General features: G+C 53.9%; 15 protein-coding genes. 11 read left to right on the forward strand and 4 right to left on the reverse strand.

The features are described 5' to 3' along the window. Nucleotides 1-59: 59 nt before the first annotated feature. Nucleotides 60-1,004 carry a tRNA modification radical SAM protein MnmL/YtqA gene (gene mnmL, locus ACXAD4_RS16040; RefSeq protein WP_475242638.1) on the reverse strand — a complete coding sequence of 315 codons (945 nt, stop codon included), beginning with the start codon at nt 1,002-1,004 and terminating at the stop codon, nt 60-62. A 616-nt stretch (nt 1,005-1,620) separates the two neighbouring features. On the opposite strand from mnmL, the gene gltB (ACXAD4_RS16045) reads away from it, so the two are divergent. The 9 genes from gltB (ACXAD4_RS16045) to ACXAD4_RS16085 all read left to right on the forward strand — a co-directional run bounded on the left by gltB (ACXAD4_RS16045) (nt 1,621) and on the right by ACXAD4_RS16085 (nt 17,791). Further along, complete coding sequence (gene gltB, locus ACXAD4_RS16045; protein ID WP_475242639.1) at nt 1,621-6,168, forward strand: glutamate synthase large subunit; 4,548 nt, start codon at nt 1,621-1,623, stop codon at nt 6,166-6,168. After that, on the forward strand, nt 6,161-7,633 hold the full coding sequence (locus ACXAD4_RS16050) for a glutamate synthase subunit beta (RefSeq protein ID WP_317524477.1): 1,473 nt from the start codon (nt 6,161-6,163) through the stop codon (nt 7,631-7,633). Before gltB (ACXAD4_RS16045) ends, ACXAD4_RS16050 begins: the two co-directional genes overlap by 8 nt. 350 nt (nt 7,634-7,983) lie before the next feature. Beyond that, nucleotides 7,984-12,447, forward strand: coding sequence for a glutamate synthase large subunit (gene gltB / locus ACXAD4_RS16055; protein ID WP_475242640.1), 4,464 nt, complete (start codon nt 7,984-7,986; stop codon nt 12,445-12,447). A gap of 12 nt (nt 12,448-12,459) precedes the next feature. After that, nucleotides 12,460-13,872 (forward strand): FAD-dependent oxidoreductase, encoded by a 1,413-nt coding sequence (locus tag ACXAD4_RS16060; RefSeq protein ID WP_475242642.1) that lies wholly within the window; start codon nt 12,460-12,462, stop codon nt 13,870-13,872. Between the two features lie 119 nt (nt 13,873-13,991). Further along, the gene (gene mtnN, locus ACXAD4_RS16065; RefSeq protein ID WP_475242643.1) at nt 13,992-14,690 is read left to right on the forward strand and encodes a 5'-methylthioadenosine/S-adenosylhomocysteine nucleosidase; all 699 of its coding nucleotides are present in this window, start codon (nt 13,992-13,994) and stop codon (nt 14,688-14,690) included. Nucleotide 14,691: 1 nt separating this feature from the next. Next, the gene (locus ACXAD4_RS16070; RefSeq protein WP_475242644.1) at nt 14,692-15,648 is read left to right on the forward strand and encodes a cobalamin biosynthesis family protein; all 957 of its coding nucleotides are present in this window, start codon (nt 14,692-14,694) and stop codon (nt 15,646-15,648) included. Next, complete coding sequence (gene btuF, locus ACXAD4_RS16075; RefSeq protein ID WP_475242645.1) at nt 15,649-16,473, forward strand: vitamin B12 ABC transporter substrate-binding protein BtuF; 825 nt, start codon at nt 15,649-15,651, stop codon at nt 16,471-16,473. Between the two features lie 120 nt (nt 16,474-16,593). After that, a complete protein-coding gene (locus ACXAD4_RS16080) occupies nt 16,594-17,205 on the forward strand; it encodes a TRIC cation channel family protein (RefSeq protein ID WP_475242646.1) in 612 nt (203 codons plus the stop codon). Nucleotides 17,206-17,374: 169 nt separating this feature from the next. Continuing rightward, nucleotides 17,375-17,791: a VOC family protein gene (locus tag ACXAD4_RS16085; RefSeq protein WP_475242647.1), complete on the forward strand. Its 417-nt coding sequence runs from the start codon at nt 17,375-17,377 to the stop codon at nt 17,789-17,791. A gap of 72 nt (nt 17,792-17,863) precedes the next feature. Here the strand turns inward: ACXAD4_RS16085 and tyrS are convergent, their stop codons facing one another. Continuing rightward, entirely contained in the window at nt 17,864-19,051 is a 1,188-nt protein-coding gene (tyrS, locus tag ACXAD4_RS16090) for a tyrosine--tRNA ligase (RefSeq protein ID WP_475242648.1), read from the reverse strand. Nucleotides 19,052-19,178: 127 nt separating this feature from the next. Between tyrS and ACXAD4_RS16095 the strand changes: the two genes are divergently transcribed. After that, on the forward strand, nt 19,179-20,498 hold the full coding sequence (locus tag ACXAD4_RS16095; protein ID WP_475242649.1) for a peptidoglycan DD-metalloendopeptidase family protein: 1,320 nt from the start codon (nt 19,179-19,181) through the stop codon (nt 20,496-20,498). A 133-nt stretch (nt 20,499-20,631) separates the two neighbouring features. Here ACXAD4_RS16095 and erpA read toward each other — a convergent pair whose 3' ends face one another. Continuing rightward, complete coding sequence (erpA, locus tag ACXAD4_RS16100; RefSeq protein WP_107301349.1) at nt 20,632-20,973, reverse strand: iron-sulfur cluster insertion protein ErpA; 342 nt, start codon at nt 20,971-20,973, stop codon at nt 20,632-20,634. A 60-nt stretch (nt 20,974-21,033) separates the two neighbouring features. Beyond that, nucleotides 21,034-22,437, reverse strand: a complete 1,404-nt coding sequence (gene clcA, locus ACXAD4_RS16105) for a H(+)/Cl(-) exchange transporter ClcA (RefSeq protein WP_475242650.1) — start codon at nt 22,435-22,437, stop codon at nt 21,034-21,036. A 277-nt stretch (nt 22,438-22,714) separates the two neighbouring features. On the opposite strand from clcA, the gene hemL reads away from it, so the two are divergent. Further along, the gene (gene hemL, locus ACXAD4_RS16110; protein ID WP_475242651.1) at nt 22,715-24,013 is read left to right on the forward strand and encodes a glutamate-1-semialdehyde 2,1-aminomutase; all 1,299 of its coding nucleotides are present in this window, start codon (nt 22,715-22,717) and stop codon (nt 24,011-24,013) included. Nucleotides 24,014-24,092: the final 79 nt, after the last annotated feature.

The raw sequence follows: 24,092 nt of genomic DNA on the forward strand, positions 1-24,092 counted from the left end.
AATCTAACACACTTACCGATACATCCGCTAATGCCAGCCCGGTTGTTTGGTTGCAAGTTTTAACTCGATCGAGGCACCGGCGGGGTATATTCAAACGGCTGCCCCAGTGCCGCGCCCTGGCCGCCGTTATTATCAAGGTTACGGCCAATCTCCGTCATTGCCAGCCAGCGGTTTTCACACCATTCAGGGGCCAGCAGGGTTGGCTTACGGGCACTGGCGGAAACACGGTGGTAAACCACCTCCGGCGGCGTTAAACGGATCATCTCAGCAGATATCTCTGTGTACTCCTCAAGGCTGAGCTCGGCCAATCGACCGGCTTTCCATGACAAGCCCATGATACTGCCCTCAACGATATGAAGCGGGTGCAGCTTGATGCCATCCACACCGGCATCGACCACTTTGCGGACAGTCTCCAGGTTATCCTCGCGAGTGTCTCCCGGCAGGCCGACAATCAGGTGGGCACACACTTTCAGCCCTAGCGCCCTGGCGCGCTTGGCGATAGCCTCATAACAGGCAAAGTCATGGCCACGGTTGATCCGCTTGAGGGTTTTATCGTTGGCGGTCTGTAACCCGAGTTCAAGCCAGATTTCATAGCCCTGTTCGCGGTAACCCGCCAGCAGTTCGAGCACTTCGTCCGGTACGCAGTCCGGGCGAGTACCAACACACAGGCCAACGATATCCGCCGCTTCCAGCGCCTCTTCATACATAGCCTTAAGCGTCTGCACTTCGGCATAAGTGCTGGTATAGGCCTGGAAATAAGCCAAGTAACGTTTGGCACGGTTAACTTCACCGGCACGCTGAGTGAGCTGTTCGGTGATCGGCTTGTGCTGCGCCTGTTCATCGGCGAACGAGGCAACATTACAGAATGTGCAGCCGCCACGGCCAATAGTGCCGTCACGGTTCGGGCAGCTGAAGCCACCATGCAAGGTCAGTTTGTGTACCTTCTCTCCGTAGCGACGCTGTAGGTCCTGGCCAAATGTATTCACGAGCTCATGCAGCTGCATCTTGTCACCTAGTCATTCAAGGGGTCGAAAAAAGCGGCACAGGTTAGCACCGATGATGTTGGCAAAAGTTGTGCGAGAACAATAAAGGCGTTTTTTTCACCATGTATCGGTAGGAAAAAGGAATGAAAATTAGCAACAACATCATTTTGTAATACTTTGGTCTATACCCCCACCCGATAACCCTACACTTTTCATGGTTAAATAAACCCACTATGCAGATAGATGGTTATTTCCGAATAGATACGCACCTAATTAAGCAATTAATTCATAGTGATGCCGAGATGTTACAGGGTGGGGATATTTTTTGTTGGTAATTAATCAATCAAAATTGTAGGATAGTTACAGCTGTGTGCAATTTATGAACAATAAAAGTAACTAAACCAGACGAATATTTAGTGGTTTATGTTGCTTCCCCTCAAAACTGCAGCGCTTTTGCATACCAGAGCACAGGTGCTACAGAATGAAGTTTGCTATTGATTGACTACATCATCCCACAGCAAACCCATCCGACATGGCCGGACAGGAGTCCACCATGGGCCGTGAAGGATGCATAACCAAAATTAGGGATAACTCAGGTACCAGGATTGGTACCTGTTGAAACTGGAAGGAAGTATCTATGACAGATCAAGAGCTGAATGCTCAGGGACTTTATGTGCCTGAAATGGAGCACGATGCCTGTGGTATCGGCTTTGTGGCCCACCTGAAGAACCGTAAATCCCACGAAATTGTCACCCAAGCCCTTGATATGCTAGCTCGGATGGAACACCGTGGCGGCCAGGGCTGTGACCCGTGCAGTGGTGACGGTGCAGGTATCTTGCTACAGAAACCGCATGAATTCCTGCTGGAAGAAACCGTCAAACAAGGTATCCGCCTACCGTCTTTCGAGCAATACGGTGTGGGTGTGGTACTTTTCCCTAAAGACGAGTACAAACGTCAGCAGTGCCGTGACATCCTTGAGCGCAATGCCAAACGACTTGACCTAGAAGTCATTGGCTACCGTGTGCTGCCCGTCGACAACTCAATGATTGGCGATGATCCGCTAAGTACCGAGCCTCAGTTCGAGCACGTCTTTATTACCGGCGGTACCAGCATGGAGCCGGCTGAACTTGAGCGTAAGCTTTATGTTCTGCGTAACTACACGGTTCGTGTCTGCCTGGAAAGCATCTCCAATATCGGTGATGACTTCTATATTAACTCTCTGTCATACAAGACATTGGTGTACAAGGGGCAGCTAACCACTGAACAGGTACCTCAGTACTTCCTTGATCTACAGAACCCATCGATGGTGACGGCACTGGCGCTGGTTCACTCCCGCTTCTCGACCAACACCTTCCCGAAATGGCGCCTGGCCCAGCCTTTCCGTTACATCGCCCACAACGGTGAAATCAACACCGTGCGCGGTAACCTGAACTGGATGAAAGCCCGTGAAGCGATCCTAGAGTCTGAGCTATTCAGCCAGCAAGAAATCGATATGCTGCTGCCTATCTGTCAGGAAGGCAGTTCGGATTCATCCAACTTCGATATGGCGTTGGAGCTGCTGGTGCTGTCAGGCCGTAGCCTGCCGCATGCGCTAATGATGCTGATCCCTGAGGCTTGGCAAGAAAACAAGAACATGGATCCAAAGCGCCGTGCTTTCTACCAGTACCATGCCAACGTCATGGAACCTTGGGACGGTCCTGCCTCGGTGTGTTTCACCGACGGTGTTCAGGTTGGTGCAACCCTTGACCGTAACGGCCTGCGCCCATCGCGCTACACAGTGACCAAGGATGACTTCCTGGTCATGGCTTCGGAATCCGGTGTGGTGGAGATCGAGCCGGAGAACGTCCAGTTCCGTGGCCGCCTGCAACCGGGCCGTATCTTCGTTGCCGATCTAGAGCAAGGTCGCATCATCTCCGACGAAGAAGTTAAAGACACTATCGCCTCAGCCCAGCCTTATGAGCAGTGGGTCAAAGACAACCTGCTGACATTGAAGAGCCTGCCTGAAGCGGACAACATGCACCACCAGCCAACGCCAGAACGTCTGCTGCACCACCAGCAAGCCTTTGGCATGAGCTCGGAAGAAGTCAACGATATCATTGTGCCGCTGGCGAAAACCGGTTACGAGCCACTGAGCGCCATGGGTGCCGACTGGCCGCTGGCTGTGCTGTCGCACCAGTCTCAGCACCTGTCGAACTACTTCAAGCAGCTATTTGCCCAGGTGACCAACCCGCCGATCGACCCGATCCGCGAGCGTATGGTGATGTCACTCAATACCTACCTAGGTAAAGACCACAACCTGCTGGCAGAAACGCCTGAGCACTGCCAGAAGGTGGAAATCGAATCACCAGTACTGAGCAATGCTGAGCTGGAAAAACTGCGTGCTATCGATAACGAGTACCTGCAGGCCAAGACACTGGATATCGTGTTCCGTGCCAGCGGCGAAGACGGCAAGCTAGAGCGTGCTCTTAAGCGTATCTGCCAGTACTCGGAAGATGCAGTTATCGACGGTTACTCGATCATCATCCTGACCGACCGTGCCGTGAACTCCAACCATGCCGCTATCCCGGCGATGCTGGCCGTCGGCGCTGTTCACCACCACCTGATCCGCAAAGGCCTGCGTGCCAAGTGTGACATCGTGGTTGAAACCGGTGATGCCCGCGAAACCCACCACTTTGCAACTCTTGTAGGCTACGGTGCCAATGCGGTTAACCCATATTTGGTGACTGAAACCATTGTTGACCTGCAACGCAAGCGCAAGCTGGATCCGGAAGTACCGACCGAAGAGCTGTTCAACAACTACCGTAAGGGTGTGAACGGCGGCCTGCTGAAGATCTTCTCCAAGATGGGGATCTCGACCCTGCAGTCTTACCACGGCGCCCAGATCTTCGAAGCCCTTGGTATCAGCAAGTCTGTGGTTGATAAATACTTCACCGGTACGGTTTCCCGTATCCAGGGTCTGACCATCGATGACATTGCTAAAGAAGTATTGGTTCGTCACCGCCTAGGTTACCCAACCCGCGAAGTGCCAATTCAGATGTTGGATGTCGGCGGTGTCTACCAGTGGAAACAGCGTGGTGAAAAGCACCTATTCAACCCAGAAACTATCTCGCTGCTGCAGCAATCAACCCGTAACAAGGACTTTGCCCAGTTCAAAGAGTACGCCAACGCCGTTGATGCGCAGGGCGATAACGCAGCGACCCTGCGTAGCCAGCTAGAGTTCATCAAAAACCCAGCCGGTTCAATCCCACTGGCAGACGTTGAGCCAATCGAGAGCATCCTCAAGCGCTTTGCGACCGGTGCAATGAGCTTCGGCTCTATCTCGTACGAAGCCCACTCGACGCTTGCTGTCGCGATGAACCGCATCGGTGCTAAATCCAACTCCGGTGAAGGCGGTGAAGACCCTGCCCGTTTCGAGAAGAAAGACAACGGCGACTGGGAACGCTCAGCAATCAAGCAGGTCGCATCTGGCCGCTTCGGTGTTACCTCATACTACCTGACCAACTCTGATGAAATTCAGATCAAGATGGCACAGGGTGCCAAGCCGGGTGAAGGTGGTCAGCTACCGGGTGATAAGGTCGATGACTGGATCGGTGCTACCCGTCACTCAACTCCGGGCGTCGGTTTGATTTCACCACCGCCACACCACGATATCTATTCTATCGAGGACTTGGCGCAGCTGATCTACGATCTGAAGAATGCCAACCGTGCCGGCCGCGTCAACGTTAAGCTGGTATCGGAAGCCGGTGTCGGTACGATTGCCTCTGGTGTAGCTAAAGCGAAAGCAGATGTCGTGCTAATTGCGGGCTTCGATGGCGGTACCGGTGCATCACCAATGTCATCTATTCGCCACACAGGTCTACCGTGGGAGCTTGGCTTGGCCGAAACCCACCAGACCCTACTGAAGAACGGCCTGCGTAACCGTATCGTAGTCCAGACCGATGGTCAGATGAAGACTCCGCGTGACCTTGCTGTCGCAACCTTGCTAGGTGCCGAAGAATGGGGCGTGGCAACCGCAGCCTTGGTGGTTGAAGGTTGTATCATGATGCGTAAGTGCCACAAGAACACTTGCCCAGTGGGTATCGCGACCCAGAACAAGACCCTACGTGAGCGTTTCGACGGCCGCGTAGAAGATGTCGTGACCTTCTTCCAGTACATGGCTGAAGGCCTACGTGAAATCATGGCAGAGCTAGGCTTCCGTACTATCGATGAGATGGTTGGCCAGTCACACAAACTGAAAATCCGCGACAACATTGGCCACTGGAAGTACAAGAACCTGGATCTAAGTCCGGTACTGTTCATCGAGCCAGCCCGTGACGAAGACGGCGTGTACAACCAGCGTGAGCAGAACCACAACCTCGAAGAGGTATTGGATCGCAAGCTGATTGAAGCCGCGGCCCCTGCCCTTTACGAAGGCAAGCAGGTAGATGCCGAGTTTGACATCATCAACACCGACCGCAGTGCCGGTACCATGCTGTCGAACGAAATCTCCAAAATTTACAAAGACAAGGGCTTGCCTCAGCCAATGAACGTTAAGTTCAACGGCTCTGCCGGCCAGAGCTTCGGTGCCTTCCTGGCCAAAAACGTCAAGTTCGAAGTCGAAGGCGATGCCAACGACTACTGGGGCAAAGGCCTGTCAGGCGGTACGCTGGTACTCTACCCAGATGCCAAATCTGACATCATCCCGGAAGACAACATCGTTGTCGGTAACGTCTGTTTCTACGGTGCCACCTCGGGTGAATCCTACATCCGCGGTATGGCCGGCGAGCGCTTCTGTGTCCGTAACTCGGGTGCCAAGGTCGTCGTTGAGGGCGTGGGTGACCACGGCTGTGAATACATGACTGGCGGTGTGGCCGTTATTCTAGGCCAAACAGGCCGTAACTTCGCAGCCGGAATGAGTGGCGGTGTGGCGTATGTTTGGGATCAGTTCGAAGACTTCGACACCAAGCTCAACCCTGAGCTGGTCGACCTCGACCCAATCGAGCAGGAAGACAAGGATCTGCTGCACGATATGCTAACCAAGCACGTCGAGCTGACTGGCAGTACTGTGGCAGAAACCTTCCTGTCTAACTTCGAGGCCAACCTCGAGAAGATGGTGAAAGTAATGCCAAGGGATTACAAGGCAGTACTACAGAAGCGTAAGGCAGAAGCACAAAACAAGGAAGAGTTGGAGGCCGTCAATGGGTAAGCCTACTGGATTTTTAGAGTTTGGCCGCGAGCTGCCAAAGAAGCTGGATCCGAGCGTCCGTATCCAGGACAACAAGGAGTTTGTTCTCAACGAGGAGTTCGGCGACAAGATCAACACGCAGGCATCGCGCTGCATGGACTGTGGCGTGCCGTTTTGCCACAACTCCTGCCCGATCGGTAACATCATCCCGGAATTCAATGACGCGGTGTACCGTGACAGCTGGGAAGAGGCGTGGAATATCCTGAGCTCGACCAACAACTTCCCGGAATTTACCGGCCGTGTTTGCCCAGCCCCTTGTGAAAGTGGCTGTGTACTGGGGATCAACCAAGACCCAATCACGATTTGTAATATCGAGAAGACCATTGTCGAAACGGCGTACCGCGAAGGGTACGCCAAACCGAAGACACCGCGTTCGCGTACCGGTAAAACGGTCGCGATCATCGGCTCGGGCCCTGCGGGCCTGGCGGCAGCCGAGCAACTCAACAGTGCCGGTCACTGTGTGACGGTGTTCGAGCGTGATGAGAAAGTGGGTGGCCTATTGCGTTTCGGGATCCCTGATTTCAAACTGGGCATGGACATTATCGATCGCAAGATCAACCTGATGGCCGATGCAGGGATCAAGTTCGAAGTGAACGCCCATGTTGGTGTCAACATCAATGCCCAGCAGTTGCGCCAGGACTTTGATGTCGTCTTGCTGACCGGTGGCTCGACAGTTCCTCGCAACCTGCCTATCCCAGGCCGTGAACTCAAAGGCGTGCACTTCGCCATGGAGTTCCTTGCCCAGAACAACCGCCGTGCCAATGACATGGATTTGAAAACCGAAGAGATCCACGCCAAAGGCAAGCATGTAGTGGTGATCGGTGGTGGTGATACCGGCTCTGACTGTGTAGGTACATCCAACCGCCACGGTGCAGAGAGCATTACCCAGGTTGAGATCATGCCGATCCCGCCTGAAAAGCGCCCGGCCAACCAGCCATGGCCTTCTTATCCGATGATCATGAAAACCTCGACCTCCCATGAGGAAGGGTGTGAACGTCACTGGAATATCCTGACCAAGGAATTCATTGGTGATGAAGCGGGTAATGTCAAAGCACTGCGTATTGCTGACATCCAGTGGGAAGAGGCAAAAGCAGGTGAGCGCCCAGGCTTTACCGAAGTGGCAGGCTCTGAGCGTATCATTCCGTGTGATATGGCCTTCTTGGCAATGGGCTTCCTGCACCCAGAGCCAACCGGTGTGCTAGCACAGCTGGACATTAAACTCGATGACCGTGGCAACGTGGCAACCCAAGGTTTTGCCACCAACCAGCAAGGTGTATTTGCTGCTGGCGATATGCGTACCGGCCAATCACTGGTGGTTCGTTGTATTAACGAAGGCCGTGAATGTGCCCGCGAGATCGATGCCTATCTGATGGGTGATAGTAACCTCGAAGCCAAGGCCGACTCGCTAATGCTGTCGAATGCCTAATCTGGTAATTACCTGTCCGATTCGAAAAACTTAAACCAAACCGGCCTCCTCAGGCCGGTTTTTTATTCCTCACAAGCCCACCTCACCATAATTATTCACTCTACACTCCCTCTATATCACTGCATTATCCGTGCCTACAGTGGATGTTAATTTATTGCTTATAATTTGACCTTTCTGTAAATAGCCGTTAACTTGAAAGGTCGCTGGAAGCAAAAAGGTACCTTCAGCGGCCACCCGATAATCACAAGAAACAACCCGTGGTACGCGTGAAGGTTGTCAACGACGGTCAGGAAGACCGTCAAAAGATGCAGTATTTCTGCTTGTTCAGGCAGATGCTAGGGAGAGTTGTAATGACACTGTATAACCCCATGCTGGATAAAGATAACTGTGGTTTCGGGTTAATTGCCCATATCGAAGGAGAAACCAGCCACAAACTTGTCCGGACCGCGATTTCCGCCCTTGACCGAATGACCCACCGTGGCGGCATAGCTGCCGATGGCAAAACAGGTGACGGTTGTGGGCTGCTAATGAAAAAACCCGATAGTTTCTACCGCATCGTGGCCGAAGACAACGGCTGGAAGCTGTCGCGAGAATTTGCTCTTGGCATGCTGTTCCTCAGCCAGGATCCGGTGCTTGCCGAACAGGCCCGCACGATCATCAGCGAAGAGCTGGCCAAGGAAACCCTGTCATTGGTTGGCTGGCGTCCGGTGCCGATCAACCCTCAGGTACTTGGCCCAATCGCAACCGAAACTCTCCCCAATATCGAACAGGTTTTTATCAACGCCCCTGCCGGCTGGAAGCCGAGGGATATTGACCGCCGCCTCTATGTTGCTAGGCGCAGGATCGAAAAACGCATCACCGCAGACCCTGACTTTTATATCTGTAGCCTGTCGACCCAAGTGACCGTTTACAAAGGCCTGTGTATGCCAGCCGATCTACCCCGTTTCTACCAGGATCTGGGAGACATCCGGCTGGAGTCATCGATTTGCCTGTTCCACCAGCGCTTTTCAACCAATACCCAGCCCCGCTGGCCGCTAGCCCAGCCGTTCCGCTATCTTGCCCACAACGGTGAGATCAACACCATTGCCGGTAACCGCCAGTGGGCGCGGGCGCGGGCATACAAATTTGCATCCCCCTTATTGCCAGATCTGCAAACCGCTGCTCCGTTTGTCAACGAGACCGGCTCGGACTCTTCGAGTCTCGACAACATGCTCGAGCTATTCCTCTCCGGCGGCATGGATCTATTCCGCGCGATGAGAATGCTGGTACCGCCTGCGTGGCAGAACCACCCGGACATGGAGCCCGAGCTGCGGGCCTTCTATGATTTTAACTCCATGCACATGGAGCCTTGGGATGGGCCGGCCGGTATCGTGATGTCCGATGGCCGTTATGCCGCCTGTAACCTCGACCGAAACGGTTTGCGACCAGCAAGGTATATCATCACCAAGGACAAGCTGATCACCTTGGCTTCCGAAGTCGGGATCTGGGATTATGCCCCTGATGAAGTGGCTGAAAAAGGCCGCGTCGGGCCGGGTGAATTGCTGGTGATCGACACCAAGTTCGGCAAGATCTGGCACTCTGCCGACATTGATAACGATTTGATGGGACGCCACCCTTACAAAGAATGGATGGACAGTCACGTCAAACGGCTAGTACCCTTCGAGGAGCTCGGCGACGAACAGGTCGGCAACCGCTCGTTCGATGACACCGAGCTGGGTACCTGCCAGAAGCAGTTTGCCATGAACCGTGAAGAAATCGATCAGGTCCTGCGGGTGATTGGCGAGAACGGCCAGGAAGCGACTGGTTCGATGGGCGATGATGCGCCAATGGCGGTACTCTCTTCCCGAGAACGGGCCGTCACCGATTACTTCCGCCAGATGTTTGCCCAGGTCACCAACCCACCGATAGACCCGTTGCGGGAAAAACATGTGATGTCGCTGGCGACCTGTATCGGTCGTGAAATCAACGTGTTCTGCGAAACCGACAGCCACGCTTACCGGGTTGCCTTCGGTTCGCCAGTACTGCTTTACTCCGACTTGGTCCAGCTGCTGGAACTCGATAACCAGCACTATCGTAACAGCATCATCGATATCAACTTCGATCCTAACGAGAAAGATCTCAAGCAGGCAATCATCGATATCTGTGATCAGGCCGAGCGGTTGGTCCGCAGTGGTACGGTACTTATTGTGCTGTCAGACCGCGGCATTAATGCAGGCAAGCTTCCTATCCCTGCGGCCATGGCTGTGGGGGCGGTACAGAACCGCTTGGTGGCCGAGCAGCTCCGCTGCGATGCCAACATCATCATTGAAACCGCCACCGCACGCGATCCGCACCAGTTTGCGGTATTGCTTGGCTTCGGTGCTACTGCGGTGTATCCGTATCTCGCCTATGAAACCCTCGGCCAGCTTGTTGATAGCGGCGCTATAACTAAACCGTACCGCGAAGTGATGCTCAACTTCCGCAACGGCATCAACAAGGGTCTGTACAAGATCATGTCCAAGATGGGGATCTCCACCATCGCCTCCTACCGTTGCGCCATGTTATTCGAAGCGGTCGGGCTCGATGACGAGGTGGTCGATCTCTGCTTCCGTGGTGTCTCGAGCCGGATCCAGGGTGCTGGCTTTGCCGATTTCCAGCAGGACTTGTTCAACCTTTCCCGTCGAGCGTGGCTCAAGCGCAAACCCATCGAGCATGGCGGTTTGCTCAAGTACGTCCACGGCGGAGAGTTCCATGCCTATAACCCGGACGTGGTCGGCACCTTGCAAAAAGCGGTCAAGTCCGGTGACTACGCCGACTACCAAGCTTTTGCCAAACAAGTTAACGAGCGACCTGTCGCAGCGATCCGTGATTTATTCAAACTGAGTTCGGATCAAACGCCTATTGCCATCGACAAGGTCGAGCCAGCGTCAGCGCTCTACCAACGGTTTGACTCCGCGGCAATGTCTATCGGTGCCCTGAGTCCAGAGGCACATGAGGCTCTTGCTATTGCCATGAATCGGTTGGGTGGATTTTCTAACTCCGGCGAAGGCGGCGAAGATCCTCGCCGCTTCAACAGCGAGCGTAACTCCCGCATCAAGCAGGTCGCTTCGGGCCGCTTTGGTGTTACCCCGCATTACCTGGTCAACGCCGATGTTATCCAAATCAAAGTAGCGCAAGGGGCCAAGCCCGGTGAAGGCGGACAGCTTCCGGGCCACAAAGTCACCACCGAAATTGCCAAATTGCGTTATGCGGTACCGGGCGTTACCCTGATCTCGCCACCGCCTCACCACGATATATATTCGATTGAAGATCTGGCCCAGCTGATCTTCGATCTCAAGCAAGTCAACCCGACTGCCATGGTATCGGTCAAACTGGTGTCCGAGCCCGGCGTCGGCACCATTGCGACCGGGGTAGCCAAAGCCTATGCCGATCTCATTACTATCTCTGGCTACGACGGCGGCACCGGTGCCAGCCCGCTTACCTCGGTCAAATATGCCGGTAGCCCTTGGGAGTTGGGACTTGCCGAAACTCAGCAGGCGTTGGTCGCCAATGGGTTGCGCCACAAGATCCGGCTCCAGGTCGACGGTGGCCTCAAAACCGGCTTGGACGTAGTCAAAGCAGCTATACTCGGCGCCGAGAGCTTTGGCTTCGGTACCGCGCCAATGGTGGCACTAGGGTGTAAATACCTGCGGATCTGCCACCTCAATAACTGTGCAACGGGCGTGGCAACGCAGGACGAAACCCTGCGGCGCGATTTCTTTAAAGGATTACCCGAGCAGGTGATGAATTACTTCATCGGCCTTGGTGAGGAAGTCCGAGAACTGCTCGCAGAACTCGGGGTAGAAAAGCTCACCGACTTGATCGGCCGTACCGACTTACTCGAAGTCATCGAAGGCTATACCGCCAAACAGAGCAAGCTGGATTTATCGCCGGTACTGGCGACCAGCGAGCCTCTGGAAGGCAAAACCTTGTACTGCAGCGAAAGCAATAGTCCGTTCGATAATGCACCGCTCAATGCCGCCCTACTCGAACAGGCACTGCCAGCTATCGAAGCGCGTAGCGGTGCAAACATCTTCGAGAACATCCGTAATACCGACCGCTCGGTAGGCGCAAGACTATCGGGGGAAATCGCCAAGCGTTGGGGTAACCAGGGGATGGCGTCGACACCGGTCAACCTCCACCTGACCGGTACTGCCGGGCAATCTTTCGGGGTATGGAATGCCGGAGGCCTTAACCTCTTCTTGACCGGCGATGCCAATGACTATGTCGGCAAAGGCATGACTGGCGGGCAAATAGTCATCCGCCCACCAGTTGGCTCGGCTTTCAAATCCAACCAATCAACCATTATCGGCAACACCTGCCTTTATGGCGCAACGGGCGGTAAGCTGTTTGCCGCCGGTAAAGCTGGTGAGCGATTTGCGGTCAGGAACTCCGGCACCATCGCCGTTATCGAAGGTGCGGGTGACAATGCCTGCGAATACATGACCGGGGGCATTGTCGCCATTCTCGGCAAGACCGGGGTCAACTTCGGCGCCGGGATGACCGGGGGCTTTGCCTACATCCTCGATGAAGACGGCGACTTTGCCGGACGGGTCAACCCTGAGCTGGTCGAGGCCCTGCCTCTATCTGAGCTCAAGATCCACCAGGAGCATCTGCGCGGCCTGATTGACCAGCACCTCGAGCTGACCGGCTCGGATCGGGCTCAGGAGATACTGGCCGAGTTCGACCAGTGGATCCCGCGTTTTTACCTGGCCAAACCAAAAACTGCCGATGTGAATACCTTGCTCGGCCACCAGAGTCGCTCAGCTGCTGAGCTGCGCATTCAAGCACAATAGGGAGGGAACCCGATGAGCCAGAATATTTACCAGTTTATCGATGTTGCACGTATCGACCCGCCCAAAAAGCCACTGAAAGTGCGCAAGATTGAGTTTGTCGAGATCTACGAACCTTTCACCCAGCAACAGGCCAGCGCCCAGTCTGACCGCTGCCTCGATTGCGGCAACCCGTATTGTGAATGGAAGTGCCCGGTTCACAACTATATCCCCCAGTGGCTCAAACTCGCCAACGAGGGACGGATCATCGAAGCGGTTGAGCTGTCGCACCAGACCAACACCCTGCCGGAAGTCTGTGGCCGGGTCTGCCCACAAGACCGCCTGTGCGAGGGGTCGTGTACCCTTAACGATGACTTTGGTGCCGTCACCATCGGTAATGTCGAGAAGTACATTACCGACAAGGCCTTCGAGATGGGCTGGAAACCAGACATGTCCCATGTCGAGTGGACCGACAAGAAAGTGGCCATCATCGGGGCTGGCCCTGCTGGTCTCTCCTGTGCAGATATCTTGGTGCGTAACGGCGTCAAGCCAGTGGTGTTCGACCGCTATCCAGAGATCGGCGGCCTGCTGACCTTCGGGATCCCGTCGTTCAAGCTGGAAAAAGAAGTCATGATCAACCGCCGCCGGATCTTCAGCGAAATGGGTGTGGAGTTCCGCCTCAACACCGAAGTCGGCAAAGATATTCAAATGGCCGAGCTGACAGCTGAATTTGATGCCGTCTTCCTTGGTGTCGGCACCTACCAGAACATGCGTGCAGGCTTGGAGAACGAAGACGCCCCGGGGGTGTTCGATGCCCTGCCGTTTTTGATCTCCAATACCTACCGGGTGATGGGGCTCGATGACAGTCCGCCATTCATTGATATGGCAGGCAAGAATGTGGTGGTACTCGGCGGTGGTGATACTGCGATGGACTGTGTTCGCACCTCGGTTCGCCAGGGTGCCGGCAGCGTTATCTGTGCCTACCGGCGGGATGAAGCCAACATGCCCGGCTCCAAGCGTGAGGTAAAAAATGCCCGAGAGGAGGGCGTGAAATTCAAGTTCAACTTGCAGCCGACAGGCCTGGAGCTTGGCAGCGATGGACAAATCAGCGGGGTTAAAATGGTCAAGACCGCCCTCGGTGAGCCCGATGAGGCGGGTCGCCGCCGCCCTGAGCCCGTCCCGGGCAGCGAGCATATCCTGCCAGCCGATGCGGTGATCATGGCTTTCGGCTTTCAGCCCCATGCGATGCCATGGCTGGCTGAGTTCGGGGTCGAGCTGGATCAATGGGGCCGCATTCAGGCCCCGGAGGGTGGCGATTTTGCCTTCCAGACCTCCAACCCGAAGATCTTTGCCGGTGGCGATGCCGTCCGCGGCTCGGATCTGGTCGTCACCGCCATTGACGAAGGACGCCGCGCCGCAGACGGTATCCTCGACTTCCTAGATGTATAGCTCATAGATGTGTAACTAACCGGCTGGCAACTTGGCAAAGTTGCCGCCCACCATGTTACAATCTGCCCATTCCCACGCCCCCTTTATGGGGGCTTGTTACCTAACAAGAGACTGTATTGATGAAAATCGGCATTATCGGCGCGATGGAGCAAGAAGTTGCCATCCTAAAAGACCAACTGGCTAACTGCGAAACGCATCACAAAGCAGGTTGTACTTTCTACACAGGTACACTGAACGGCCATGATGTGGTGCTGCTTCAGTCAGGCATCGGTAAAGTAGCCGCGGCAGTCGGCAGTGCAGTGCTGCTTGAAATCTTCCAGCCGGATGTCGTGCTGAACACAGGCTCTGCCGGTGGTTTCGACAGCAGCCTGAATGTTGGCGATGTCGTGATCTCAACAGAAGTGCGTTACCACGATGCTGACGTAACGGCTTTCGGTTACGAAATCGGCCAGATGGCCCAGCAGCCAGCGGCGTTTGCTTCTGATGCCAAGCTGATGGACGTTGCCGAGCAGGCTCTGGCGACCATGGGTGATACCCACGCGGTACGCGGCCTGATCTGTACTGGCGATGCCTTCGTGTGCTCGGCAGAAAAACAAACCTTCATTCGTGACAACTTCCCGTCAGTGATTGCGGTTGAGATGGAAGCGGCAGCCATTGCCCAGGCTTGCCACCAGTTCAACGTACCATTCGTTGTTGTCCGTGCCATTTCCGACGTGGCAGACAAAGAGTCGCCAATGAGCTTTGAAGAGTTCCTGCCAGTTGCAGCCCAGAGCTCATCGGTTATGGTTGCCAAGATGGTTGACCTGCTGAACCAATAAGATGACCGACGCCATTGCAAATATCGCCGGTAACAGCACCCTGCTTGCCTTGTGGGGTGCACTGGCATTGCAATGGCTGTTGCCGATACCTTCCCAGTTACACCCGCTACAAATCTGGCGACAATTGGCCTTAAGCCTCGCGCAAAAAGTCAATAAACCCAATGATGCCCCGCAACAGAAACGCCTTTCAGGTCTGCTGTCGTGGTCGCTCTTGTGGCTCACTGTCCTTATTGTACTGATCTGCCTTTACCAGCTGGTCTGGATCGATACTGCATTCCACCTTCTACTGCTATGGGTTGCCCTGGACTGGCGCAATATGCACAAGTTCAGTAAGCAGTTTGTCCGAGCCTACAGCCGAGAAGATAAATTGCAGTGCCGAACACTGCTGTCCAGCAAGATAAACCGCCATACCGAAAGCCTCTCTTTGCTTGGCCTCGGCAAGGCCGGCGCAGAAACCATGCTGGTCGGATACGGCCGGTTAGTCGCAGGTGTGTTGTTCTGGTATGCCCTTGGTGGCGGGATCGGCGCGCTCTTATATCGCCTAGCCGTTGAGCTCAGCCGTTGCTGGTCACCCTCCCGGCAGCAGTTCCGCCATTTTGGCCAGCCTGCCACAACCGCCCTCGCCATTATTGATATTGTGCCATTGCGTCTGTTTGCCCTCGTCCTGACTCTTGGCCATAACGCCCAGGTCGCGCTAAAAGGGCTAAAGCAACAGGGCGAAAGCTGGCTACTTCCAGGTCCCGGATGGCTTCTGGCCGCTGCCGGGCACAAGCTATCGCTGTCATTGGGCGGGCCGGCCATCTATGACCAAACCAAGATGGAACGGCCAAAGCTCGGCGGCAGAATTGCGCCTGCGGCCTTCCACCTAGGTCAAATCAATCGCCTTGCCAACCAGCGCCTATGGGCATGGGTGATTGTCCAAAGCCTACTACTACTCATGCTACAAGGAGCCGTTTAAGTGCGTTTCGCTGCCCTCTGCCTGCTGTTATTCCCAGTCTTCTTTGCCTCTGCCCAGCCAGTGAAAACCATCATCAGCCTTTCGCCCCACACCACCGAAATGGCCTATGCTGCAGGACTCGGCGATAAACTGATCGCTGCCAGTGATTACAGCGACTACCCGGAAGCGGCTAAATCCCTTGAGCGTGTCGCCAACTACCGCGGGATCAAAATGGAGCGCATTGTTGCCCTGCAGCCGGATCTGATCCTAGCTTGGGAAGGTGGAAACCCGACCCGCGAAATGACCCGGCTGGAGCAACTAGGCTTCAAGGTATTTTATTCCAACCCGAAATCACTGGAAGACATTGCGGCCACCCTCGAGAAACTCGGCCAGTTTGCCGACACACCCGAGCAAGCCCAAAACAATGCCCACGACTTTCGTCAGCGGCTAGAGAGCCTTCGTCTGGCACACCAGGAAAAACAGCCCGTCAGTTACTTCTACCAGCTCAGCAACAGCCCGATAATCACCGTCGCCGGCGATAATTGGCCAAGCCAAGTCTTTGCTGTTTGTGGTGGGCAGAACATCTTTGCCAACAGTGCTGCCGCCTACCCGCAGGTTTCACAAGAGCAAGTCATTGTTCGCCAGCCAGAGGTGATTTTCGGTACTTCGCATGCTGCCGCCGATCCATCGGTGTGGGACAAGTGGCGCCAGCAGTTACCCGCAGTGGAAAGGCAGCACATTTTTACTGTGACATCAGACTGGTTAAACCGGCCTACACCACGCACCATAAAGGCCGCTGAAGAAATCTGCCAGTACCTGGATCAAGTTCGCCAAAGCCCCTTGTAACAGGCTATCAACAATCAATGTGAGTCACCTCACAAAGCGATTGCAGCGAGTTGTCAGCCAGTTTATTCGTCGTACAATCTGCGCGATCGCCCTATATTCTCTGACTCAGCAGGTATCATAATGCTCATTTATCTTCTCGATATGTTCGGAACGGCCGTGTTTGCCGCTTCGGGTGTATTACTGGCAGGCAGACTCCGGATGGACCCGTTCGGGGTTGTGGTGCTGGCCAGCGTTACCGCCATTGGAGGGGGAACCATCCGCGATATGGCTCTTGGCGCGACACCTGTTTTCTGGATCACCGATACCAATTACTTATGGGTGATTTTCATTACCTGCCTAGTCAGCATGCTGGCGATACGCCGCCCACGCCAGATGCCTTGGTGGATCTTACCGGTCTCTGATGCCATTGGCCTTGCGGTCTTCGTGGCGATTGGTGTCGAGAAGGCCCTGCGTTTTGGTGCGACTCCTATGGTTGCAGTGATCATGGGGGTGATGACCGGCTGTGGCGGTGGGGTTATTCGTGATGTATTAGCACGGGAAATCCCGATGGTACTGCGTACCGAGGTGTATGCCACCGCCTGTATCCTTGGCGGTATTGTTCACACTATGGCTCTGTCAGCCAATGTAGATACTGCAGTCGCGACCCTGGCCGGCATTATTACGACATTGACTATTCGTCTGGCAGCAATACGCTGGCACCTTTCCCTGCCGACGTTTGCCCTGAGGGGCTAATCAATCTCACACTTTCAAATGCAAGCAATAATGCTTTTTCACAAAAACCGCCACTCTGGCGGTTTTTTTGTAACCTCGCCATTTTAAGTAAACAAAAAACTTTACTTAAATCCTCGACCTCCTACACTTAAGTAAACAAAAAACATTACTTAATAAATAAGAGGTGCCTATGACCCCCTACGTGGAACACGCCAACATCACGGTCGGCAACATCGACCATACTATCGAGTTCATCCAGACCGCCCTACCGGCATTTACTGTCCGCCATTGCGGCCAAGGCGATAGCTACCGCTGGTGCCATATCGGGACTGAGCATAGCTACCTTGCCCTGCAGGAGGTCGTCGAGCGTAGCTCGGTTGATCGCACGCCCTACCGAGATGCGGGTATCAACCATATCGGCTTGGTGACTGAAGATATTTTGGAGGTTAGAGCCCGCCTGCTGGCAGCTGGCTACAAAGAGAATGAGATGGAGACCTCGCACCCATGGCGCAAGCGGGTGTATTTCTGGGATCCCAATGGCATAGAGTGGGAATTTATCGAATACCTTAGCCAAGACAACAGTCAGCGTAACGACTACAGCATATAGGTTTTTGGCTATTGGCAGTGTGATCAAAAAAGGCGCCTGAGGCGCCTTTTTTCATGCGGGTGAAGACTTTGATTATTTCAAAGTAACACGGGCGAACTTGCGCTTACCAACCTGGAAAACCGCAGTACCGGCTTCAGGGATCAGCTTAGTATCTTCGATCTTGTTGCCATCGATTTTCGCTGCACCCTGGCGGATCATACGCATCGCGTCAGAGGTTGAGTTAACCAGACCCGCATCTTTCAGTAGGTTACCAATCGCAATACCGGCTTCGAATTCGAACTCTGGCATTTCATCTGGCATCGCACCTTTCTGGAAACGGTTAATGAACTCTTGCTCGGCCGCATCGGCATCTGCTTCGCTGTGGAAGCGGGCAATAATTTCTTTCGCCAACAAGATTTTCACATCACGCGGGTTACGACCACCAGCAATATCAGACTTAAACTGATCGATTTCTTCCAGCGGACGGAAAGACAGACATTCGAAGTAGTTCCACATCAGATCGTCAGAGATAGACATGATTTTACCGAACATCTCGCTTGGTACGTCAGTCACACCAATGTAGTTGTTGGCAGACTTAGACATCTTCTTCACGCCGTCTAGGCCAACCAGCAGTGGCATAGTCAGAACAACCTGAGGTTTCTGGCCATTGGCTTTCTGCAGTTCACGGCCCATCAGAAGGTTGAACTTCTGATCAGTACCGCCTAGCTCAACATCGGTCTCCATGGCTACCGAGTCATAGCCCTGAAGCAGCGGGTACATGAATTCGTGGATCGCAATCGGGCGACCTTCGTTGTAACGCTTTTTGAAGTCGTCACGCTCAAGCATACGAGCAACAGTCTGGTTTGCAGCCAGACGAATCATGCCTTCTGCGCCCAGATCTGACAGCCAGCTCGAGTTGAACTCAATCTTGGTCTTGGCAGGATCTAGGATTTTGAAAACCTGCTCTTTGTACGTTTCTGCATTACGTAGAACGTCTTCGCGTGTTAGCGGTGGGCGAGTTGTGTTTTTACCTGTTGGGTCACCCACCATACCGGTGAAATCACCGATCAGGAACGTGACGTCATGGCCAAGCTCCTGGAACGTACGCAGTTTGTTCAAGATCACCGTGTGACCTAGGTGAATATCTGGTGCAGTTGGATCAGCACCTAGTTTGATTCGCAGAGGACGGTTCTCTTTTAGCTTGGCAATCAGCTCCTCTTCCGGAATCAGCTCATCCACACCACGCTTAATTTCAGCTAAAGCTTGTTCAATGCTGGCCATTCTTGTTCGCTCCCACAGAATTGGCAAAAAAGTAATAATCCTCAATCTTACTTGAATAGCGATGTTTTTTGAAACCAGTTAGACTAAGGGTTGTCTTATTTTTTACGAAATCGCAAAAAAACACCACATGCAAGTACCGATACTCCGCCGGTTGCCAAGGATGCACCAAATTCTCATCACCGTGATCAGCTCGCTGCTCGTGGTGTTAATATTATGGCCGAGTTCACAAAGCAGTGGACACCCTGAGCGAAAATTCGAAATCGGCAAACTCTACCCGCTGGAAATATCTCTCGATACCGACCAGCTTCGACCGATGGAGGGTGATGAAAAGCCTGCGGTTCCGGCCCTGAAGTGGAAAGAGCACGAAGTGCAATCCGGCGAAAGCCTGGCGGTGGTATTCAACAAGGTTGGATTATCGCCTGCTACCCTTTATCGCTTGGTCAATGCCGATGAAGGCACCAAAACCTTAACTAGCCTGCGTCCGGGCGACAAATTGCGCTTTGGTTTTGACGAAGACAACCAATTGGTCCAGTTGATCCAGCCACAGAGCGCAACCGACAGCTTGGTGATCACCCGCACTGCCGATACCTTCTATTCGAACAAGGAAAGTAAAGAGGTTGACCTTCAACTCAACTTTGCCCAGGCTGTGATCACTTCGAGTTTCTGGAATGCCGCAGATAAAGCCGGCCTGACCGCAAACCAAATCATGGAAATCGCCGGGATCTTCGGCTGGGATATCGACTTCGCGTTAGATATCCGTGCTGGTGACAGCTTCTCTGTATTATTTGAAGAGCGCCTGGTTGAAGGCGAGCCTATCGGTCGTGGCAATATTCTGGCCGCCACCTTTAGTAACTTGGGCCAGACATTTACGGCAATTCGCAGTGAAGATGGCAAATATTATGATGAGAAAGGCCAGGCGATGCGCAAGGCATTCCTGCGCTCACCGATCAACTTCCGTTACGTCAGTTCGAACTTCAACCCGCGCCGCCTGCACCCAGTGACCGGACAGGTCCGTCCCCACCGAGGTACTGACTACGTAGCCCCGGTCGGTACCCCGATTTGGGCAGCCGGTGACGGTGTGGTCATGCAATCGAGCTACAACAAATTCAACGGTAACTATGTCTTCATTCGCCATAGCTCAACCTACATTACCAAGTATCTCCACCTGACTAAACGCAAGGTCAAAACAGGCCAGCGTGTCAAGCAGGGACAAACAATCGGTACGCTGGGTGGCACCGGCCGAGTTACCGGCCCGCACCTACACTATGAATTCTTGGTCAACGGGGTACACAAAAACCCGAGGACGGTAAAACTGCCTCAGGCCCGCTCGCTCAGCGGCAAGGAAAAGACCCAGTTCCAGAAGTTCGCCAAAGAACGTATGGCACAGCTGAACCACTTCAGCCAGTTTATTGCCGACAACAGTCCACTGCTTGGCAACCGTACCTAACACGTACCTACCAGCAGCCACAGCCAACAAAAAAGCCGCCCCCTTTCGGGAGCGGCTTTTTATTCGTCCGTTTATTCGCCAATGTTTATTCGCCAATGCACAGGCAACCTGTTTGGCTGCCGAGATAGCTCAATTAGACGCTGAACGATGCACCACAACCACAAGTGGTTGTCGCGTTCGGGTTGTTTACGAAAAAGCGGGAACCTTCCAGGCCTTCCGTGTAATCAACCGTGCCACCGATCAGGTATTGCAGGCTCATCGGGTCAACAACCAGTGTGACGCCGCTTTTTTCAATCGTGGTATCGCCTTCGTTTACTTTCTCATCGAAGGTAAAGCCATACTGGAAACCACTACAACCACCGCCGGTGATGTAAACACGTAGCTTCAGCTCCGGGTTCTCTTCCTCGGCAATAAGCGTTTTCACTTTGTTCGCTGCAACATCAGAAAAATTCAGCGGCAGATTAGCATCGCTCATTAAAAACCTCTCAAATACTCTCGGTCATGGTTGTGATTATCTAATACCTGACTATCTCGTTCAAGTATTGACCACCGTAGACTGCTCTCTGTTTGCCATTTTTTCCTTTTCTATGGTCCGATGCAAGAGCTGAGAGTAAATTGGCTTACCGCCAAGTACCTGTGCCAGCATAGTTGCCCCCAGGGTTGTAATAATCAATGGCAGGATCAAATCATAATTATCGGTCATCTCGATCACCAGCAAGATACCGGTGATCGGCGCCCTTACTGTGGCCGCAAACAGTGCCCCCATACCGGCAATAGCGAACATGCCTGGCTGCAGGCCAAGCTCAGGGAACAACTGCTGGGCAATGGCACCAAAAAAAGTACCGAACAAGGTGCCCAACGCCAACATCGGCGCGAAGATCCCCCCGGGCGCCCCTGATCCGAAACACAGCAAGGTGGTCGCCACACGGGCCAAGAAGAGGATCAATAGTACGCTGATACCATACTCGCCATTGGTCGCACTTGGGATCAAACTGATCCCCCCTCCGGTCATTTCAGGAACGTATAACAGAAGCAAACCGAAGCTTCCCCCCAATAACGTCCCCGTTAGTAAATAGCGGCGGCGGTCATTGCGGTGGATACGGGCAAACATATCCTGGGCCATGGTGACCAGCTTATTGAACACCACGCCGAAAATACCGAATGCCATACCGAGCAATAAGAACAGCCATAGCGACCGCAGTAACGGGGCATCATACTGCGGCATGGTGATCACCGCCTGCTGACCAGAGATACTGCGAAAAACGATATTGGCGACTATGGCTGAAATCATCACGCACTTAATAGAGATCAGGCTATAGCGAAACTGCGGGCGCATCTCCTCAACCACAAACATGATAGCCGCCAACGGGGCATTGAACGCAGCGGCCAAACCGCCTGCGGCCCCCGAGGCAAGCAGCGCATGGCGACCTTCTTTATCTTTAAGCCGGAACAGATCAGACACCATCCGGCCAATATTACCGCCCATCTGTACCGACGGTCCCTCACGGCCCAGCACCATGCCTGAACCCAATGCGCCTAGGCCACCGATAAACTTAACCGGCAGCACCCGCCACCAGCGCACCGGACGGATGTCATCCATCGCCCCTTCAATCTCCGGGATCCCCGAACCGGCTGCCTCCGGAGCAAAACGATGGACCAGGTAATACCCCACCAAGGCCAGCAAGGCGCTGATCAAGAAAGCCGACAACCATAACGGCAGCATGTTGCTGATTTCATGACGCAACCATTCTGTTCGCTGCTCAGACACCCAATGCACAGCAATCTCAAACAAGGTCGACAGCAACCCGGCTCCCAGGCCCACCAGCGCGGAGAGGAAAAGGACGGATACAGGGGTTTTGTCACGGGATAAAAAGCGCCGGACCAGCCCGCTCGGCTGCAGTCTTTCAGGCGCAGGTGTGCCTTGGTTTTTCTCTGTCATCAACAATGCCGTAAGTATGAAGTCATCCCGGAGCCGGGAAACAATAGAAAGGGACGCCCTATATGTAGAAAGCGCCTTGAGAAAGCATAGCTGACCGGTTGTTTTTTTTACATATTCAATGTTGAAAACTAGCTTTGCAGTGATGCACAGCATTTTTGTGCCCCGCAATGCTTTGCGCCGGCCCATAGTTCCCGTCGCCCCCAATTGAAAGCCCCCATTAGCCTAGGTACAATGCCGACAGTTCAAATCGGACAATCTTCAATAACAGGACATCACAATGAGCAAGTCAGCTGATTTATTTGCCAAAGCGCAACAGACGATCCCTGGTGGCGTTAACTCACCAGTCCGTGCCTTTGCAGGCGTAGGCGGCAGCCCGCTATTTATCGAGCGCGCAGACGGCGCCTACATCTTCGATGCCGATGGCAAAGCCTATATTGACTATGTTGGCTCGTGGGGTCCGATGATCCTTGGTCACAACCATGTCGCTATCCGTGATGCCGTGATCAAAGCTGCCCAGCAGGGCCTGAGCTTTGGCGCACCAACAGAGATGGAAATCATCATGGCTGAAATGGTGTCCCAGCTGGTACCGTCGATGGAAATGGTTCGTATGGTGAGCTCGGGTACCGAAGCGACCATGAGTGCTATCCGCCTGGCTCGTGGTTTCACCAACCGTGACAAGATCATCAAGTTCGAAGGCTGCTACCACGGCCATGCCGATTGCCTGTTGGTGAAAGCGGGATCCGGCGCCCTTACCCTTGGCCAGCCAAGCTCTCCGGGCGTACCAGCTGACTTTGCCAAGCATACGCTAACTTGCACTTTCAACAACCTAGACTCTGTTCGCGAAGCCTTTGCCGAACACCCAGAGCAGATCGCTTGTATCATTGTCGAGCCAGTAGCCGGCAACATGAACTGTATTCCACCGGTACCGGGCTTCCTTGAAGGTCTGCGTGAGATTTGTGACGAGTTTGGTGCCCTGTTGATCCTCGATGAAGTGATGACTGGCTTCCGTGTGTCCCACGGCGGTGCTCAGGGTTACTACAACATCAAGCCAGATCTGACTACGCTGGGTAAAGTGATCGGTGGCGGTATGCCAGTTGGTGCTTTCGGTGGCCGTCGTGAAGTGATGGAATATGTGGCGCCAACCGGCCCTGTTTACCAGGCGGGCACCCTATCGGGCAACCCTGTCGCCATGGCAGCCGGCCATGCTTGCCTAAGCGTATTGACCAAAGAAGGTCATGAGCAGCAGCTTGCCAGCACTACTCAGCGACTGGCTGAAGGCTTCCAGTCTCTGGCTGATAAGTACGGCGTTCCACTGAAAACCAACCAGGTAGGTGCAATGTTCGGTTTCTTCTTTACCGATCAGGAAGCTGTCAACTGCTACGACGATGTTGCCAAATGCGATATCGAGCGCTTCAAGCGTTTCTTCAACCTGATGCTGGAAAAAGGCGTTTACCTGGCACCTTCTGCTTTCGAAGCTTGTTTCACTTCGCTAGCCCATGGCGATAAGGAAATTGAAGCCACGTTGGGTGCGGCAGAGTATGCCTTCAAGACCCTGGCAGAAGAAGCTGCCGCATAATACGGTGCTAACGTCACCCTATTCGTTTTGAAAAGCCGATAGACACAAGCCGCTCACTGAGCGGCTTGTTAGTTTTGGG

The sequence above is a fragment of the Photobacterium sp. AWH4_225 genome (assembly GCF_056158405.1).

What these genes read in the sequence shown, in the direction of transcription:
- mnmL (WP_475242638.1), bottom strand. Translation starts at nt 1,004, where the DNA reads ATGCAGCTGCATGAGCTCGTGAATACATTTGGCCAGGACCTACAGCGT.
- hemL (WP_475242651.1), top strand. Translation starts at nt 22,715, where the DNA reads ATGAGCAAGTCAGCTGATTTATTTGCCAAAGCGCAACAGACGATCCCT.
- mtnN (WP_475242643.1), top strand. Translation starts at nt 13,992, where the DNA reads ATGAAAATCGGCATTATCGGCGCGATGGAGCAAGAAGTTGCCATCCTA.
- ACXAD4_RS16070 (WP_475242644.1), top strand. Translation starts at nt 14,692, where the DNA reads ATGACCGACGCCATTGCAAATATCGCCGGTAACAGCACCCTGCTTGCC.
- ACXAD4_RS16085 (WP_475242647.1), top strand. Translation starts at nt 17,375, where the DNA reads ATGACCCCCTACGTGGAACACGCCAACATCACGGTCGGCAACATCGAC.
- tyrS (WP_475242648.1), bottom strand. Translation starts at nt 19,051, where the DNA reads ATGGCCAGCATTGAACAAGCTTTAGCTGAAATTAAGCGTGGTGTGGAT.
- ACXAD4_RS16080 (WP_475242646.1), top strand. Translation starts at nt 16,594, where the DNA reads ATGCTCATTTATCTTCTCGATATGTTCGGAACGGCCGTGTTTGCCGCT.
- gltB (WP_475242639.1), top strand. Translation starts at nt 1,621, where the DNA reads ATGACAGATCAAGAGCTGAATGCTCAGGGACTTTATGTGCCTGAAATG.
- clcA (WP_475242650.1), bottom strand. Translation starts at nt 22,437, where the DNA reads ATGACAGAGAAAAACCAAGGCACACCTGCGCCTGAAAGACTGCAGCCG.
- ACXAD4_RS16060 (WP_475242642.1), top strand. Translation starts at nt 12,460, where the DNA reads ATGAGCCAGAATATTTACCAGTTTATCGATGTTGCACGTATCGACCCG.
- ACXAD4_RS16095 (WP_475242649.1), top strand. Translation starts at nt 19,179, where the DNA reads ATGCAAGTACCGATACTCCGCCGGTTGCCAAGGATGCACCAAATTCTC.
- ACXAD4_RS16050 (WP_317524477.1), top strand. Translation starts at nt 6,161, where the DNA reads ATGGGTAAGCCTACTGGATTTTTAGAGTTTGGCCGCGAGCTGCCAAAG.
- gltB (WP_475242640.1), top strand. Translation starts at nt 7,984, where the DNA reads ATGACACTGTATAACCCCATGCTGGATAAAGATAACTGTGGTTTCGGG.
- erpA (WP_107301349.1), bottom strand. Translation starts at nt 20,973, where the DNA reads ATGAGCGATGCTAATCTGCCGCTGAATTTTTCTGATGTTGCAGCGAAC.